The organism is Paraburkholderia ultramafica (genome assembly GCF_902859915.1).
Lineage (GTDB): Bacteria > Pseudomonadota > Gammaproteobacteria > Burkholderiales > Burkholderiaceae > Paraburkholderia > Paraburkholderia ultramafica.
This window is the reverse complement of the sequence record NZ_CADIKK010000006.1, coordinates 116,947-134,175: the sequence shown is the minus strand read 5'-3', so window position 1 is coordinate 134,175 and position 17,229 is coordinate 116,947. Positions and strand designations below refer to the sequence as shown.

15 protein-coding genes and 1 other RNA gene are annotated in these 17,229 nt (G+C 62.7%); 3 read left to right on the top strand and 13 right to left on the bottom strand.

Annotated features, from left to right (window positions below; genetic code table 11):
- Positions 1-408: 408 nt before the first annotated feature.
- Positions 409-831 carry an OsmC family protein gene (locus tag HV744_RS08485; RefSeq protein WP_025602559.1) on the top strand — a complete coding sequence of 141 codons (423 nt, stop codon included), beginning with the start codon at positions 409-411 and terminating at the stop codon, positions 829-831.
- Between the two features lie 120 nt (positions 832-951).
- Here HV744_RS08485 and rnpB read toward each other — a convergent pair.
- From rnpB to pyrC, 3 genes are all read right to left on the bottom strand, one after another.
- Positions 952-1,365: RNase P RNA component class A (gene rnpB / locus HV744_RS08480), an RNA gene on the bottom strand.
- Between the two features lie 157 nt (positions 1,366-1,522).
- Positions 1,523-2,371 (bottom strand): DUF3025 domain-containing protein, encoded by an 849-nt coding sequence (locus tag HV744_RS08475; protein ID WP_175149086.1) that lies wholly within the window; start codon positions 2,369-2,371, stop codon positions 1,523-1,525.
- Positions 2,372-2,382: 11 nt separating this feature from the next.
- Entirely contained in the window at positions 2,383-3,444 is a 1,062-nt protein-coding gene (gene pyrC, locus HV744_RS08470; RefSeq protein WP_175149085.1) for a dihydroorotase, read from the bottom strand.
- A gap of 167 nt (positions 3,445-3,611) precedes the next feature.
- Between pyrC and HV744_RS08465 the strand changes: the two genes are divergently transcribed.
- Positions 3,612-4,553, top strand: a complete 942-nt coding sequence (locus tag HV744_RS08465) for a class II glutamine amidotransferase (RefSeq protein ID WP_175149084.1) — start codon at positions 3,612-3,614, stop codon at positions 4,551-4,553.
- A gap of 147 nt (positions 4,554-4,700) precedes the next feature.
- On the opposite strand, the gene HV744_RS08460 is transcribed toward HV744_RS08465, so the two are convergent.
- From HV744_RS08460 to HV744_RS08435, 6 genes are all read right to left on the bottom strand, one after another.
- Positions 4,701-5,426, bottom strand: coding sequence for an amino acid ABC transporter ATP-binding protein (locus tag HV744_RS08460; protein WP_175149083.1), 726 nt, complete (start codon positions 5,424-5,426; stop codon positions 4,701-4,703).
- Positions 5,423-6,100, bottom strand: a complete 678-nt coding sequence (gene gltK, locus HV744_RS08455) for a glutamate/aspartate ABC transporter permease GltK (RefSeq protein WP_175149082.1) — start codon at positions 6,098-6,100, stop codon at positions 5,423-5,425. Before gltK ends, HV744_RS08460 begins: the two co-directional genes overlap by 4 nt.
- Positions 6,100-6,840 (bottom strand): amino acid ABC transporter permease, encoded by a 741-nt coding sequence (locus HV744_RS08450; protein ID WP_175149081.1) that lies wholly within the window; start codon positions 6,838-6,840, stop codon positions 6,100-6,102. The genes gltK and HV744_RS08450 overlap by 1 nt, the downstream gene beginning before the upstream one ends.
- A gap of 81 nt (positions 6,841-6,921) precedes the next feature.
- Positions 6,922-7,815, bottom strand: coding sequence for a glutamate/aspartate ABC transporter substrate-binding protein (locus tag HV744_RS08445; RefSeq protein ID WP_175149080.1), 894 nt, complete (start codon positions 7,813-7,815; stop codon positions 6,922-6,924).
- A gap of 265 nt (positions 7,816-8,080) precedes the next feature.
- On the bottom strand, positions 8,081-9,385 hold the full coding sequence (locus HV744_RS08440; protein WP_175149079.1) for a Glu/Leu/Phe/Val family dehydrogenase: 1,305 nt from the start codon (positions 9,383-9,385) through the stop codon (positions 8,081-8,083).
- Positions 9,386-9,524: 139 nt separating this feature from the next.
- Positions 9,525-10,481: a LysR family transcriptional regulator gene (locus tag HV744_RS08435; protein ID WP_175149078.1), complete on the bottom strand. Its 957-nt coding sequence runs from the start codon at positions 10,479-10,481 to the stop codon at positions 9,525-9,527.
- Positions 10,482-10,714: 233 nt separating this feature from the next.
- Here HV744_RS08435 and purB point away from each other — a divergent pair, with 233 nt between their 5' ends.
- Positions 10,715-12,103, top strand: coding sequence for an adenylosuccinate lyase (gene purB / locus HV744_RS08430; protein WP_175149077.1), 1,389 nt, complete (start codon positions 10,715-10,717; stop codon positions 12,101-12,103).
- Between the two features lie 111 nt (positions 12,104-12,214).
- Here purB and HV744_RS08425 read toward each other — a convergent pair whose 3' ends face one another.
- The 4 genes from HV744_RS08425 to edd all read right to left on the bottom strand — a co-directional run bounded on the left by HV744_RS08425 (position 12,215) and on the right by edd (position 16,964).
- A complete protein-coding gene (locus HV744_RS08425; RefSeq protein WP_175149076.1) occupies positions 12,215-12,709 on the bottom strand; it encodes a gluconokinase in 495 nt (164 codons plus the stop codon).
- A 10-nt stretch (positions 12,710-12,719) separates the two neighbouring features.
- Entirely contained in the window at positions 12,720-14,099 is a 1,380-nt protein-coding gene (locus HV744_RS08420; protein WP_175149075.1) for a GntP family permease, read from the bottom strand.
- Positions 14,100-14,349: 250 nt separating this feature from the next.
- The gene (gene eda / locus HV744_RS08415; protein WP_175149074.1) at positions 14,350-14,991 is read right to left on the bottom strand and encodes a bifunctional 4-hydroxy-2-oxoglutarate aldolase/2-dehydro-3-deoxy-phosphogluconate aldolase; all 642 of its coding nucleotides are present in this window, start codon (positions 14,989-14,991) and stop codon (positions 14,350-14,352) included.
- Between the two features lie 26 nt (positions 14,992-15,017).
- Positions 15,018-16,964, bottom strand: a complete 1,947-nt coding sequence (gene edd, locus HV744_RS08410; RefSeq protein ID WP_175149073.1) for a phosphogluconate dehydratase — start codon at positions 16,962-16,964, stop codon at positions 15,018-15,020.
- Positions 16,965-17,229 lie beyond the last annotated feature (265 nt).

Sequence of the window (17,229 nt, the reverse complement as noted above, 5' to 3'; positions counted from 1 at the left end):
CGAGTGGTTCGGGTTTAATCCACCAAAGGAGGAGGTGGAGGAGACAGCGGAGGTTGCAGAACTGTTGCAACCGATGGGATCGATTATATGAGGCACCCTTGTGCGATGCAAGAATATTTGCATTGCGAAATGCGTTTTCATAATGTGGCAGATACAAGCCGGCACTCAGAAACGGTGAATTTCCTTTTATATCAATCACTAAGTCCTTGCGAGCCAGCTTGCCCTGCAGACATCATCTAGAGTAAAACCCCTAAATCTGTCAGGGCATTCCCGAATCGGCTCAACATGCCGCATCGCAACACACAAGCCGCTATCCGGCATAATTTTCGGCGAAAGTCGCCTCGGGCGGATCCGCAGACGCCGGGCTACAATGCCGTCTCGATATAGCGAAGCGCGGTGGAGCACAGCATGGAATGCAAAGTGAGCTGGATGGGGCAAGACGGGATGGCGTTTGCGGCCGAGACGGGCAGCGGTCATCTGGTCGCGATGGACGGTGCGCCTGAAGGCGGCGGCCGCAATCTCGCGCCGCGTCCGATGGAAATGGTTCTGCTCGGCACAGGCGGCTGCACCGCCTACGACGTCGTGATGATTCTGAAGAAGAGCCGTCAGGAAATCGCCGGCTGCTCGGTGACGCTGAAGGCCGAACGCGCCAGCGAGGATCCGAAGGTCTTTACCAAGATCCACTTCCACTTCACCGTGACCGGCAAGAATCTGAACCCGGCCACCGTGGAACGCGCGATCAATCTGTCGCACGACAAATACTGCTCGGCGTCGATCATGATCGCGAAGACCGCGGAGCTCACGCATTCGTTCGACATCGTCGCGAACTGAGCGTGGCCGGTGGCATGGCCACGCCGCTCGCCGTCGCGGCAACTGCCGTCTCAACGCGCAAAATACGCGCACTAATGAAAATACCGGCGCCCCTTCGGGACGCCGGCATCTCGTGTTGGGTGGCAAAGCAGGCCGATAAGCCGGATTCTGTGCACGCGCAACGTCCGAAAACGCGACGCGCGTGGCAGCCATTCCTCTAGGCGCGCCATTACTGACGCGCTCAAGCTTCCTACCCGCAGACGAGACGGGGGCCCCGTCCTGCATCTCGAAGATGCGCGCCTGCCTACTTGGAATTGCTCCGGGTGGAGGTTACCGTGCCGGTCTGCCTTGCAGCAGCCGCGGTGCGCTCTTACCGCACCGTTTCACCCTTACCTGATCCCGACTTGCGCCAGGCCATCGGCGGTTTGCTTTCTGTTGCCCTGTTCCGCGTGTTGCCACGGATGGCCGTTAGCCATCACCCTGCCCTGTGGAGTCCGGACTTTCCTCGCCCTCCTTGGCCGAAGCCGCAGAGGCCGCGACTGCCTGACCTGCTTTGCTGCGGCGGATTTTAACACCTGCGCAGCCGGCCAGCCGATTCAACGGTGGAAATTGCCTAATGGCCAATGCGAGCGCAGCGACACTCGGGCAATCAATCGGCCCGGCGGACTTGCGCGGCAAGTTCTGCAGAAACCGTCGCAGCCTCGCAGCCTGTTTACCGGCTGCGCCGTCCCGCGCGAAACACGGACACGTCGTCGTAAAACGCGGCCGATTCGTTTTCGGGCCACCAGCCTGGAATGCCCAGCACCGGAAGCGGCGCGAACATGCGGCTCGCCAACGCGTCGGTGTCGAGCAGCGCCGTGCTAACCGATTCATCGAGCCATGCGTCCCGCGCCGCGGTGTCCCATCCGAAATACGCGGACGGTACGTCGACGATCCACGCATGCCCCGTGCAGGCCTTGAACGGCGCGATCAGCTTTTCCAGCAACGCATGGCCGAAGCAGCGCACTTCGCAACTCGCACCCCACGCATCGCGCCCGGCCACCAGCAACGTCTGCCAGTCGAATTCGCGTAGCGCGGCGCTGAGTGCGGGATCGGCACAGGCGAACAGCAACGCGTTCTCGTCGAACAGGGTCAACGTATCGCGCACGCCGCCGCGAGTCGGACCGACGCCCAGCACATCGATTGCTGCCGACTGCCGCGCGTTCAGCGCCGCCTTGATGCGCGGAAACGCAAACCACATCGAGCCGTTGAAGAAGTCATGCAGATTGTGGCGCGTCGGCACGCAGCCGGTCGACGCGATGTGCGCTTCGTAGGCGGCTCCGGGCGGTAGCTCGTCCTGCGCGATGAATGCGAGCCGTTGGCCGCGCCCCGTGGTCTGCCGCATCTCGGCGGCATCGGCGTTCATTGCCGCGAGCAAGGCCGCGTAGCTGGTCAGCGCGGCCTGCTGCCAGCGCTGGCCGCGCGTGGCGAACTGCGCGAACCAGGGCCTCGACCAATCGATGCCGGCGAAGCCCGGCTGCGCCACCTCGTGCCCCGCCTCACGCGCCTCGCCCAGCTGCATCTGGCGCAGCCTCAAACCAGGCGCCAACCAATCGACTCGCCGCCGCGCAGCGGCACCACCGGCGTATCGCCGACCGGCAACTCGGCGGGCAGCGTCCATTCCTCGCGACGCAGCGTGACCTTCTCCGCATTGCGCGGCAGACCGTAGAAATCCGCACCGTAGAAGCTCGCGAAGCCTTCGAGCTTGTCGAGCGCCCCCGCGTTGTCGAACGCTTCGGTATAAAGCTCGAGCGCGTGCAGCGCCGTATAGCAGCCCGCGCAGCCGCACGCATGTTCCTTCAAACCCTTCGGATGCGGCGCGCTGTCGGTGCCGAGGAAGAAGCGCGGATTGCCCGACGTCGCCGCCTCGACCAGCGCCACGCGATGCGTCTCGCGCTTCAACACCGGCAGGCAGTAGTAATGCGGGCGAATGCCGCCCTGGAAGATCGCGTTGCGGTTGTACAGCAGATGGTGCGCGGTAATCGTCGCGCCCAGCAGCGCCGGCGCCACGCCTGCTTCGCGGATGTAATCGACCGCGTCTTTCGTCGTGATGTGCTCGAACACCACCTTCAGCGCCGGGAACGCGCGGCGCAGCGGCGTCATCACACGGTCGATGAACACCTTCTCGCGGTCGAACAGATCGATCGACGAATCCGTCACCTCACCGTGCACCAGCAGCGGCATGCCCACTTCCTGCATCGTTTCGAGCGTTTTGGCGCACTTCATGATGTCGGTGACGCCCGCGTCCGAGTTGGTCGTCGCACCCGCCGGATACAGCTTCACGCCATGCACGAAGCCGCTCTCGCGCGCGCGGCGGATTTCGTCGGGCGGCGTGTTGTCGGTCAGATACAGCGTCATCAGCGGTTCGAACTTCGCCCCTTCGGGGATCGCGGCGACGATCCGCTCGCGATACGCGTGCGCCATCGTGGTGGTCGTGACCGGCGGCTTCAGGTTCGGCATGATGATCGCGCGGCCGAACTGGCGCGCGGTGTCCGGCAGCACGGCGGCCAGCATCGCGCCGTCGCGAACGTGCAGATGCCAGTCGTCCGGACGGGCGAGCGTGATGGAGTCGGGAGAAACGTTGGAAGCGATCATGGCGAGAGGGGAGCGAGACTCGGCGCCAAAAGCCAATCGACCCGGTCAAACCGCCTTGTTGCGGCCCAAACACACGTCAATTTCGCTATTTGGCGTTTCTGGCTCGGTGATATGCTTGGAAAATCATCATTGTAACGGCTTGCCCCGTTCACAGGCTTACCCGCAACATGTGCCAACTTCTCGGAATGAACTGCGCCGCGCCAACGGACGTCACGTTCTCGTTCACCGGCTTTGCGGCGCGCGGCGGCGTCACCGATCACCATGCCGACGGCTGGGGTATCGCCTTCTTCGAAGATAAAGCCTGCCGCCTGTTCATCGACCATCAATCGTCGGCCACCTCGCCGATCGCCGAGATGGTCAAGCGCTACCCGATCAAATCGAAGAACACGATCGCGCATATCCGCAAGGCGACGCAAGGGCACATCCTGCTTGAAAACTGCCACCCGTTCATGCGCGAACTGTGGGGGCGTCACTGGATCTTCGCGCACAACGGCGATCTGAAAGATTATTCGCCGGCACTGACGGGTGTCTATCAGCCGGTCGGCACGACCGACAGCGAACTCGCTTTCTGCGCGTTGCTGGAAGGTCTGCGCAAGGCCTTTCCAGGCGCGCAGCAGCCGCCGCTCGAAGAACTGTTTGCCGCGCTCGAAACGCTCACGCGCGAAATCACCCGGTTCGGCGTGTTCAATTTCCTGATGTCGAACGGCCAGGCGCTGTTCGCGCATTGCTCGACGCATCTGCACTACATCGTGCGGCGCTGGCCGTTTTCCACTGCGCATCTGGTCGACGCGGACGTCTCGATCGATTTCGCCAAATACACGACGCCGGAAGACCGTGTCGCCGTGATCGCGACCAAGCCGCTGACCGACAACGAAGTCTGGACCGCGTTCGAGCCGGGCGATCTGATGATGTTCCAGCATGGCGCCGTGATCGGCCGCATCAACGTGCCGGTGCCGGCGTCGGTGCTCGAGAAGCTGCGCAATCCGGCTTTGGATGCGTCGGCATCGGCCACCACGATCGCAGCTTCGACCGGGGCCGAGGCCGAGGTTATCGCCGACAGCGAAGCCGACCTCGAAGCGGCCGACGACGCCGCGGCATTCGAGTCCTGAGCGCGCGCGTCTTCGCGGACCTTCACGCAACTGCAACTCGTCGCCGGGTCAAAGCCTCAGCAACAAAAAAGCCGCTCCAGGAGCGGCTTTTTCGATCCACGCGCCAGCCAGACAGCGGCCAGCGTGCGACAAGCTCAGTGCACTCACTCAGTGCAGGATCTTCGCCAGAAAATCCTTCGCGCGATCCGACTTCGGATTGGCGAAGAAGTCTTCCTTGCGGTCGTCTTCGACGATCAAGCCCTTGTCCATGAAGATCACGCGGTGCGCAACCTTCTTGGCAAAGCCCATTTCGTGCGTGACGCACATCATGGTCATGCCTTCCTGCGCGAGTTCGACCATCACGTCGAGCACTTCGTTGATCATTTCCGGATCGAGCGCCGAGGTCGGCTCGTCGAACAGCATCGCGATCGGGTCCATCGACAACGCGCGCGCAATCGCCACGCGCTGCTGCTGACCGCCCGACAACTGGCCCGGAAACTTGTCCGCGTGCGCGCGCAAGCCCACGCGATCGAGCAGCTTCAGCCCTTTCGCGGTGGCTTCGTCGTTCGAGCGGCCGAGCACCTTCACCTGCGCGAGCGTCAGGTTCTGCACGATCGACAGATGCGGGAACAGTTCGAAGTGCTGGAACACCATGCCGACCTTCGCACGCAGCTTCGACAGATTGGTTTTCTTGTCGGTCAGCGACTGGCCGTTGATGACGATCTCACCCTTCTGGAACGGCTCGAGGCCGTTGACGGTTTTGATCAGCGTGGACTTGCCCGAGCCCGACGGCCCGCACACCACCACCACTTCACCTTTTTTGACTTCCGTCGTGCAGTCGGCCAGCACTTGAAACTGACCGTACCACTTCGAAACATTCTTGATAGAGATCATCTTGCGACCTTTTTCTGAAGAGCTTTGACAAGGCTCGACGCGACCACACAGATCACGAAGTAAACCGCGCCCGCGAACAGTACCATCTCGACATTCGTGCCGTCACGATCGCCAATATTCGTGGCGGTGCGGAAGAAGTCGGCGAGACTGATCACGTAGACGAGCGACGTATCCTGAAACAGCACGATACCCTGCGTGAGCAGCAGCGGCACCATCGCACGGAACGCCTGCGGCAGCACGATCAGACGCATCGCCTGCGCGTAGCCCATGCCGAGCGCGAACGCCGCGTTGACCTGCCCGCGCGGCACCGCCTGAATGCCGGCGCGGATGATCTCCGAATAGTACGCCGCCTCGAACAGCGAGAAAGCGACCATCGCCGACGCGAGGCGAATGTCGATATCCGGCGACAGGCCAAGCACGTTTTGCAGCACTTGCGGCACGATCAGGAAGAACCACAGCAGCACCATCACCAGCGGGATTGAACGGAAGATCGTCACGTAACCCTTGGCGAACCACTCGAAGGGTTTGAACGACGACAGCCGCAACATCGCGAGAATGGTGCCCCACACGATGCCGAACACGATCGCGATCAACGTGATTTTGAAGGTGACGATAGCGCCGGTCCACAGCGTAGGCAGTGTGCCCGGAATACCGCTCCAGTCGAAATGGTGCATCACTTGCCTCCGATATAGCCGGGCAGCCGGGTTCTGGCTTCGACCCAGCGCATCAACTGCATCACGACCAGATTGATCAGCATGTACGCGACCGTGACCGCGATGAACGACTCATAGGTCTGCGACGTGTAGTCGACCAGTTGGCGCGCCTGCGCGGAAAGATCCAGCAGACCGATCGTCGAAGCCACCGCCGAATTCTTGAAAATGTTCAGAAACTCGGACGTAAGCGGCGGCACGATGATCCGGTACGCGACCGGCAGCAGCACATAGCGATACGTCTGCCATTGCGTGAAGCCCATCGCCAGACCCGCGGCGCGCTGGCCGCGCGGCAACGCGTTGATACCCGAGCGCACCTGCTCGCACACGCGCGCGGAAGTGAACAGCCCGAGACAGATGATCGACGACGAAAAGAACTGCGCGCTCGGCGGCAGTTGCTTGAACCAGTTGCCCATCGACACCGGCAGCAGCTCCGGTATCACCAGATACCAGATGAAGAACTGCACGATCAGCGGGATGTTACGGAAAATCGCAACGTAGACCGTGCCGATCCCCGATGCCCATTTGTTCGGCACCGTACGCAGCACGCCAAAGAGCGAACCGACGATCAGCGCGATCACCCATGCCGACAACGACACGGTAATCGTCACCCAGAGGCCCGAGAACAACCAGCCCAGATAGGTGGTCGGCTCGCCGGTGGAGACCGGACTCAGCAGAATGCCCCAGTTCCAGTGATATGACATAACCAAGACTCCAGCAAAAAGAAACGGAAGAAGCGCGTGGCCCCTTCCGTTTCGTTCAGCGTTTTAAAAAAAAGCTAAGGTTTAATCCAATGCCTTGTCATTCGGGTTCTTGAAGAGAGCCCGCATGTCGTCGCCCTTCGGGAAGTTCAGGTTCAGGCCTTTCGGCGGAATCGGCGACTCGAACCACTTCGTGTAGATCTGATCGGCTTCGCCCGAGAGTTGGACCTTCGCGATCGCGTCGTCGGCGACCTTCTTGAACTCCGGATCGTTCTTGCGCATCATGCAGCCGTACGCTTCACGCGATTGCGGCGCGCCGACGATCACGAAATCGTTCGGGTTGTTCGACTTCGCGCGTTCGCCGGCGAGCAATGCGTCGTCCATCATGAACGCCGCGGCACGGCCCGTGGACAGCGTCAGGAACGACTCGCCGTGGTCCTTCGCGCTGATGATGTTCATGCCCATGCTCTTGTCCTGGTTCATCTTGCGAAGCAGGCGCTCGGAGGTGGTGCCGGCGGTCGTGACGACCGTCTTGCCCTTCAGGTCGGACCAGTCCTTGACGCCGGAGTCTTTCTTGGTCATCAGACGCGTGCCGATCACGAAGATAGTGTTCGAGAACGCGGCCTGTTGCTGGCGCTCGAGGTTGTTCGTGGTCGAACCGCATTCGATGTCGACGGTGCCGTTCTGCACCAGCGGAATCCGGTTTTGCGACGTGACCGGCGTCAGCTTCACCTTCAGGTTAGGCATGTTCAGCTTCTGCTTGACGGCCTCCACCACCTTCATGGCGAATTCCTGCGAGTAGCCGATGACGTTCTGCTTGTCGTCGTAGTACGAAAACGGGATCGACGATTCGCGATGGCCCAGCGAAATGACGCCCGTGTCCTTGATCTTCTTCAGCGTACCGGCGTCTTGCGCATGCGCGCCAACCGTAAATAGTCCGAGAGTCGCGAGCAGCAGCGCAGCTTTTTTGATCTTCATGTTGTGATCTCCTTGGCAAGAACCGGCGCCAGTTTAGCAAAGTAGTTATTCTGAAAGTATGGCTATATACCATGTTGTTGCGCGCACGCCGCGATGGTTTAGCAGCGCTCGAGACCAGTCTGGTAAGACTTTTCCAAATATGCAAAGGCGGGAGGCATCAATACGATGCCTCCCGCCGGTACAACACGCCGTCTTGTGGACCGCGTTCAGGCAAAAATTGGCGGCGAACCCGCAACGTAGCGGCACCGCCTTTCAAACAGAAAGATCAGGGATACAGACCGCGCATTTCACGCGCTTGCAGAATCCGCTTACAAGCGACGATAAACGCCGCGGTCCGCACGGACACGTTCTGCTCGCTAGACACCTGCCACACCGCGGCGAATGCCTCACGCATCACGCGCTCCAGACGCTGGTTGATCTCGTCCTCGGTCCAGAAGAAGCTCGAGAAGTCCTGCACCCACTCGAAATATGACACCGTCACGCCGCCCGCATTGGCCACCACGTCCGGAATCACGAGGATGCCGCGATCGTGCAGGATGTCGTCGGCCGCCGTGGTGGTCGGGCCGTTGGCGCCTTCCACGACGATCTTCGTCTTGATCTTGCCGGCGTTCTTTTCGGTGATCTGGTTTTCCAGCGCGGCCGGAATCAGGATGTCCGATTCGACGCTCCAGAACTCCTCATTGGTCACGGCATCCGCTTCCGGGAAACCGCCGACGCCGCCGGTCTTCGCGACGTGTTCGAGCAACGCGCCCGCATCGATGCCGGTCGACTTGTACAGCGAACCGGTGTGATCCTGCACCGCGACCACCTTGGCGCCCGCTTCCTGGAACAGCCGCGCGGCAATCCCGCCGACATTGCCGAAGCCCTGCACGGCAATGCGCGCCCCTTCGATATCGAAGCCGATGCGGCGCGCCGCTTCGCAGCCGACCACGAACACGCCGCGGCCCGTCGCCTCGCGGCGGCCCAGCGAACCACCGAGCGTGATCGGCTTGCCGGTCACGACGCCGGTGGCCGTTTGGCCCTGGTTCATCGAGTACGTGTCCATCATCCACGCCATGATCTGCTCGTTCGTGTTCACGTCCGGCGCGGGGATGTCGGTATTCGGTCCGATGATGATGCCGATTTCGCTGGTGTAGCGGCGCGTCACGCGCTCCAGTTCGCCACGCGACAGCGTGCGCGGATCGACGCGGATACCGCCCTTCGCGCCGCCGTACGGCACGTTCACCGCCGCGTTCTTCACCGACATCCACGCGGACAGCGCCATCACTTCCGACAGCGTCACGTCCTGGTGATAACGCACGCCGCCCTTGCCCGGACCGCGCGACACGTTGTGCTGCACGCGATAGCCTTCGAAGTGCGCGACAGTGCCGTTATCGAGTTCGATGGGCACGTCGACGATCAGAATGCGCTTCGGGCGCTTCAGGGTTTCGAGCCAGCGGGACAGCGAGCCGAGGTACGGCGCGACGCGGTCGACCTGGCGCAGGTAGTTGCCCCACGGGCCGAGGTCGTCGCGATTGAGGTAGGAAGGAACCGACTGCAACGATGATGCGGATTGCTGCTGGGAAGACATGAACGCTCCGGCGTTGATCGAATACGTGCATTGTCGAAAAACGCCGATTTGAAATCCAATGCCGTTTCCTTATCCGATTATGTTTTTTTTGCATAACCTTCCGGAAGCCGCAAATTTACGTCGTGGGGACGCAGGCTTTTTACGCGGCGCCCTGCTCCAGTTCCTCCGTCACCACATCCCACAATTGCCGCACGAGTATCTGCCGCGCATCGTCGCTGTTCGCCGCGAGCTTGTCGCGATACAGGCGAATCTCCATGCTCAGCGTGAGCTGCCCTTCCGGCGTGCCACGCGTCGCGCGATCGAGGCGGATCAGCTTGCCGTCGGCGACCGCGTCTTCCACCGCGCTGTGCGGCAGGAACGCGATGCCGTGGCCGGCCAGCGCCATCGCCTTGAGTCCTTCGGCCATGTCGGTCTCGTACAGGCGGTCCAGATACAGACGCTCCGGCGCATTGGCGAGGATCACTTCGGTCATGCGTCCCAGATACGCATTCGGCGTGTAGGACAGATAGGGCGTGGGCGCCTCGGCCGTGCCCGGCAACGTGTAACGCGGCCGGCCGGCGCGGCCCGGCACCGAGAACGGACTGATCGGCTCGTTGCCGAGCGTCAGCATGTCGTAGCGGCCTGGATCGAGCGCAACCGGATGACTGGGATGGTGATAGCCCATCATCAGATCGCAGCCGCCTTCCACCAGCGACAAAGCCGCATCGTGCACGTTCAGCGCCCGCAGCCGCGTATGGATCGCGCCCATCTGCGCTTCGATGCGCTGCAGCCAGCGCGGGAAGTACGTCAGCGACAGTGTGTGCGGCACCGCGAACTCGATGGTCGCCTGCGGCGTCGCCGTATGGCCGCGCAGCAGCGCGCGCGCCTCGTGGAACTGCGACAGCATCGCGAGCGCCTGCTCGTTGAACACCTGGCCGGCCGCCGTGAGCCGCGTCGGATAAACCGAACGGTCGATCAGTTCCGTGCCGAGCCACGCTTCGAGCGCCTGAATGCGCCGTGAAAACGCCGGCTGCGTGACGTGACGCAATTCGGCCGAGCGGCTGAAACTACGCGTTTCCGCGAGCGAAACGAAGTCTTCGAGCCATTTCAGTTCCATGCGGGGGGTGCGCTGCCGGGCGTGAGGGAAGAAGTCAGCATTCTAGCGGCGCGGGCACGGCGTGAGCTGTCGGCATCCGCAGATCGTGGACTGGAAACGCAGCACACGCGCACGAGCTTCACCGCAAAGATCGCGACGAAATCACGACCAGGATCGGACCGGCACCCGCACAGTGGTAAAATCCGCGGTTCCCTCCGTTCCCGATCCGCTCCCTGAGCGCCCACGTCCCCATCATGTCCGACACCCGCCCCGACACCCTGTTCGCGCTGAACGCGCTCTCCCCGCTCGATGGCCGCTATGCGTCGAAAACCGAAGCCCTGCGCGACTGGCTGTCGGAAGCCGCTTTCATGCGCAATCGCGTGACGGTTGAAATCCATTGGCTGATCGCGCTGTCGCGCGCAGGCTTCGCCGAAGTGCCGCGCTTTTCCGAAGCGTCCGAACAATTCCTGCTGCAACTGGCCGAGCGCTTCACCGCGCACGACGCCGCGCGCATCAAGGACATCGAACGCGTGACGAATCACGACGTGAAAGCGGTCGAGTACTGGCTGAAGGAATCGGTGAAGGGCCAGCAAGAACTGGAACGCGCGAGCGAGTTCATCCACTTCGCGTGCACGTCGGAAGACATCAACAACACGTCGCACGGCCTGATGCTGGCCGGCGCACGCGAACACGTGATCCTGCCGGCGCTGCGCTCGGTGCAGCAACGTCTCGTCGCGCTGGCTCACGCGCACGCCGAGCAGCCGATGCTGTCGCGCACGCACGGCCAGCCGGCCAGCCCGACCACGCTCGGCAAGGAAATCGCCAACGTTGCCGCACGCCTCGAGCGCGCGATCGACCGCATCGCGAAGGTCGAACTGCTCGGCAAGATGAACGGCGCGGTCGGCAACTTCAATGCGCACCTGTCCGCGTATCCGGAGTTCGACTGGGAAGCGTTCTCGCGCGGAGTGGTCGAACAGCGCCTGAAGCTGACGTTCAATCCGTACACGATCCAGATCGAACCGCACGACTACATGGCCGAACTGTTCGACGCCGTGTCGCGCGCCAACACGATCCTGCTGGATCTGGACCGCGACGTGTGGGGCTACATCTCGGTCGGCTACTTCAAGCAGCGCACCAAGGCCGGCGAAATCGGTTCGTCGACGATGCCGCACAAGGTCAACCCGATCGACTTCGAAAACTCGGAAGGCAACCTGGGTCTCGCGAACGCCACGCTGCGCCATCTGGCCGACAAGCTGCCGGTGTCGCGCTGGCAGCGCGACCTGACCGACTCGACGGTGCTGCGCAACATGGGTGTCGCGTTCGGTTACTCGCTGCTCGCGTACGACTCGCTGATCCGCGGCCTCGACAAGCTCGAAGTGAACGCGCAACGTCTGAACGAAGACCTCGACAACTGCTGGGAAGTGCTGGCCGAGCCGGTGCAAACGGTGATGCGCCGTTACGGCATCGAGAACCCGTACGAGCAGCTGAAGGAACTGACGCGCGGCAAGGGCATCACGCGCGAAGCGCTGCAAACTTTTGTCACCGGCCTCGCGATTCCGCAGGACGCGAAAGACCGCTTGCTTGCGATGACGCCGGCTTCGTACATCGGCAAGGCTGTCGAACTGGCGAAGCGGATCGGTTGATTCGCCGCTTCATGCTTCATGCACGCACGCCTCGCCTCGCTGCGCGAGGCAGGCGTAAAAAAGCCGCTCCGAGGAGCGGCTTTTTTTCATCCCGACGCGCGAGTTAGAAGCTCAACGTGCTTCGACCTGCTTGAGCACCTCGTCGACGATCGCTTCCGGCGACAGCTCGATGCTCACCGTGATCGCCTCATCCGCGCCCGGCTCTTCGAGCGTATCGAGCTGACTTTGCAGCAGCGACGGATCGAAGAAATGGCCGGTGCGAGTGGTCAGACGCTGCTCGAGCACTGCGCGCGAACCCTTCAGATAGACGAAGCACACGTCCTTGTCGCCCGCGCGCAGGATGTCGCGATACGAGCGCTTGAGCGACGAACATGTGAACACCGCCGTCTCGCCCGCCTTCCGCTTCTCTTCGATCGCGGCGCGGATGGTTTTCAGCCACGGCCAACGGTCTTCGTCGGTGAGCGGAATGCCGTGGTGCATCTTCTCCTTGTTGGCGGCGCTGTGAAACGCGTCGCCGTCGGTGAACGCGCAGTGCAGGCGCTCTGCCAGCATTTCACCGATTCTCGACTTGCCGGCGCCCGACACGCCCATTGCGATCAGTATCATCGAAAGCTCCTTACAGGACCGCCGCGAGCGCGAAGGTCAAGGCCAAACCCATCAGCGAGATGATGGTCTCGAGGAGCGACCATGTCTTGAAGGTCTGCCCCACCGTCATGCCGAAGTACTCCTTGATCAGCCAGAAGCCGCCGTCGTTCACGTGCGAGAAGATCAGCGAGCCCGAGCCGGTGGCCAGCACCAGCAGTTCCGGCTTGACCTGCACCGCGCTGGCCGCCGCGATCGGTGCGACGATACCGACGGCGGTGGTCATCGCCACCGTGGCCGAACCGGTCGCGAGACGGATCAGCGCCGCGACGAGCCAGCCGAACAGCAGCGGCGACATATGCACCGAGGTCGCCGCATTGACGATTTCCTTCGAAATGCCGCTATCCAACAGCACGCGGCCGAAACCGCCGCCCGCGCCCACGATCAGCGTAATGCCCGCGATCGGCGCGAGACATTCGCCGCAGAACTTCTGGATCTGATCGCGCGTGAAGCCACGGCTCGCACCGAAAGTCCAGAAGCTGACGAGCACGGCCGTCAACAGCGCGACGTCGGTGTTGCCGAAGAAGCGCAGCAGATCGTTCGGCAAGGTCTTCGGCGTGGAGATCAGATCGGCCCAGCTGCCGACCAGCATCAGGATCACCGGCAGCAGCACCGTGAACAGCGTGACGCCAAAGCCTGGCAATTCGCGCTTCACTGCCGCGCCGGCTTTTGCCGGGGCGTCGCCGTCGCCGAGAAATTGCGCGGCCAGCGGGTTTTCCTTCGGCAGCTGGACATAGCGGCTGATCATCAGCGCAAACAGCGGGCCGGCGACCATCGCGGTCGGCACGCCGACGATCAGCCCATAGGCGATCGTCCTGCCGATGTCCGCGTGATACGCCTGCACCGCGAGCATCGCGGCCGGGTGCGGCGGCAACAGGCCGTGCACGACGGACAGACCCGCGACCATCGGCAAGCCCACCAGCAGCAGCGATTTATTGGTGCGCCGCGCGACGTTGAACGCGATCGGAATCAGCAGCACGAAACCGACCTCGAAGAACACCGGCAAACCGACGATGATCGCGACGACCATCATGGCCCAGTGGATGTGTTTCTCGCCAAACAGATTGATCAGTGTGGTGGCGATGCGCTCGGCGCCGCCCGACTCGGCCATCATCTTGCCGAGCATCGTGCCGAGACCGACCACGATGGCAATGTGTCCGAGCGTGTTGCCGTTACCGGTCTCGAACGATTTGACGATGGTCGCCATCGGCATGCCGACTGCCAGACCCAGCAGCAGCGACACGATGATCAGAACGAGGAACGGATAAACCTTGTAGCGCGTGATCAGCAAGATCAGCATGGCGATGGCGATCACCGCGTAAACCAGCAGCATGCTGCCGTGGACAGCTTCCATGAAGCTCCTCCTGTGCGTTATTGATTATGAGTGCGGAGCACGGCCGGCACTTCGTCTCACGGCGACCTGCGCGACGCCGGAAAACCCGGCTGACCGCGCGGACGCTGAATTTTACTGTTTGTTTTCTGAAAGCGCGCGAGAATCCATTGCGCTAATCACAAAAGAGCCTCGGCGCGACAGCCTGAACGGCTGTATCGACGAGGCTCCTTTGCATCGGCCTTGATAGTGCGGCGCGACGTGCGCGCGGCGCTTAGTGGGCCGGCGCGGCCAGCTGGCTGGCAGCTCGCGCAAGACGCGTGACTTCGTCCCAGTTATGGGCGGCCAGTGCGGCCTTCGGCGTGAGCCACGAACCGCCCACGCAAACCACGTTCGGCAGCGACAGGAAATGCGTCGCCGTCTCGGCCGTGATGCCGCCGGTCGGGCAGAACTTCAGCGTCGGGAACGGACCCTGGAAGGCCTGCAGCATCGGCACGCCGCCGGCTTGCTGCGCCGGGAAAAACTTCACGATCTCGTAGCCGAGTTCCAGCGCGCTGATGATGTCGGTCGGCGTCATCACGCCCGGCAGCAGCGGCAAGCCCGCATCCTGCGCGGCCTTGTGCATGTCCTTCGTCAGACCCGGCGAGACGCCGAACTGCGCGCCGGCTTTCTTCGCCTGAGCGCAGTGCTCGGGCTTCGTGATCGTGCCGACGCCGACCACGATGTCGTCGGCCAACTGGCTCGCGCGCTCGATCGCTTCGAGGCCGGCAGCGGTACGCAAGGTGATCTCCAGCACCTTCACGCCGCCTGCATGCAGCGCGCGCGACACGTGTTCGCCCTGTTCGACCGAGTCGAACGCGAGCACCGGAATCACCGGGCCGAGGCGCACGATCTCGCTTACTGTTTTCGACGTCATAGTCAGACTCCTTGTTTCCGCAGCACTTAGCTGGCTTGAGTGGTGCTTGTGTGTTTGTGTTTGTCGGTATGCGCTTTGGCCGCTTCGCCATGGTGCGCCGCGTGCGAGCTTGCGTGCTGACCCGCATGCGGCTCGGCGTGTTCGCCCACCATCCTGCCGAACACCGACGCGCCCTGCTCCGCGGGCGCCGCCGCCGCGCGGAATACGCCGAACAGTTCGCGGCCGAAGCCGACTTCGTTTTCCGCCTGATGCTTCGGCTCGGCACCTGGCCGTGCCGCCCATTCGGCCGCGTCGATCTCGATGTCGAGCACACCCGCTTCGGCGTCGATCACCAGCATGTCGCCGCTGCGCACCTTGCCGATCGGGCCTTGCAGCAACGCTTCCGGCGACAGGTGAATCACCGCCGGCACCTTGCCCGACGCACCCGACATGCGGCCGTCGGTCACCAGCGCGACATGGAAGCCTTGATCCTGCAACACACCCAGCAGCGGCGTCAAACGATGCAGCTCAGGCATGCCGTTTGCCCGCGCGCCCTGGAAGCGCACCACGGCGATGAAATCGCGCTTCAGCTCGCCGTTGTCGAAAGCCTCCTGCACGGCTTCCTGCGAATCGAACACGATCGCCGGTGCCTTCACCTTGCGATGCTGCGCCGCCACCGCCGAAATCTTGATCACGCCGCGGCCGAGCTTGCCCTGCATCAGACGCAAACCGCCGTCCGGCTGGAACGGCTCCTTGATGCCGCGCAGCACCGCCGTGTCTTCGCTGGCTTGCGCGCCTGGTACCCATTGCAGCTTGCCGTCGAGCAGCTTCGGCTCTTCGGTGTAATGCTTCAATCCCTTGCCCGCGACGGTGTTCACGTCTTCATGCAGCAAGCCGCCTTCCAGCAGATTGCGCACGAGGAATGCGACGCCGCCGGCCGCGTGGAAGTGATTGACGTCGGCCTTGCCATTCGGATAGATCTTCGCGAGCAGCGGCACCACTTGCGACAGCGTATCGAAGTCGTCCCAGTCGATCACGATGCCCGCCGCGCGAGCGATCGCAACCAGATGCAGCGTGTGGTTGGTCGAGCCGCCCGTCGCCAGCAACGCAACGATGCCGTTGACCACCGCCCGCTCGTCGACCACGTGGCCGATCGGCATGTAGTGGCCGCGCTCCACCGTCAGATCGAGCACGCGGCGCGCGGCCTGCGCGGTGAGCGCGTCGCGCAGCGGCGTATGCGGATGCACGAAGGCCGAACCCGGCAGATGCAGGCCCATCACTTCCATCAGCATCTGATTGCTGTTCGCGGTGCCGTAGAACGTGCAGGTGCCGTGGCTGTGATACGCGGCGGCTTCGGCTTCGAGCAGCGCGTCGCGGCCGCACTGGCCGGTCGCGAACTGTTGCCGTGTCTTGGCTTTGTCGTCGTTGGACAGGCCGCTCGCCATCGGGCCGGCCGGCACGAAGATAATCGGCAGATGGCCGAACTGCAGCGCGCCGATCAAGAGACCCGGCACGATCTTGTCGCAGATGCCGAGGCACAGCGCGGCGTCGAACATGTTGTGCGTGAGTGCGACCGCCGTGCTCATCGCGATCACTTCGCGCGAGAACAGCGACAGCTCCATGCCCGCATTGCCCTGCGTGATGCCGTCGCACATGGCCGGCACGCCGCCCGCGAATTGCGCGACGCCGCCGTTTTCACGCGCGGCCTGCTTGATGATGTCCGGGTAGTTTTTGTACGGCGCGTGGGCCGACAGCATTTCGTTGTACGCGGACACGATGCCGATGTTCGGCTCGCGAATCTGCTTGATGACGAGCTTGTCGTTGCCCTCGAGACCGGCGAAACCGTGGGCCAGATTGGCGCACGAGAGCGCGCCGCGCGCCGGGAATTTGCCTTGCGCGTGATGGATGCGGGCCAGATACGCGTCACGCGTCGGCTTGCTGCGCTCGATCACGCGCTTCGTGACCTTCAACAATTGCGAATGCGGGGAAACCATCGGAGCTCCTTCGTCGCTGGCTGGAGGTGCACGGGCACAATGCCAGGTAGGTATCGCGGGGGGCGTCGGTTCAACTGACGACGTCATCTTAGTAGAAAAACTACACGATCGCAACGCCAATTCCTGTTGCACCGCCGCATCTCACGGCACTCCGCATCGCCTTACTGGCCGCCCACTAGCGGTGAATGACAAAAACCTGGGGAATACACCTAGAACCGAATATGTAGTTTTTGTACCTTTTTCTGCAATCAGATATAGTCCACGC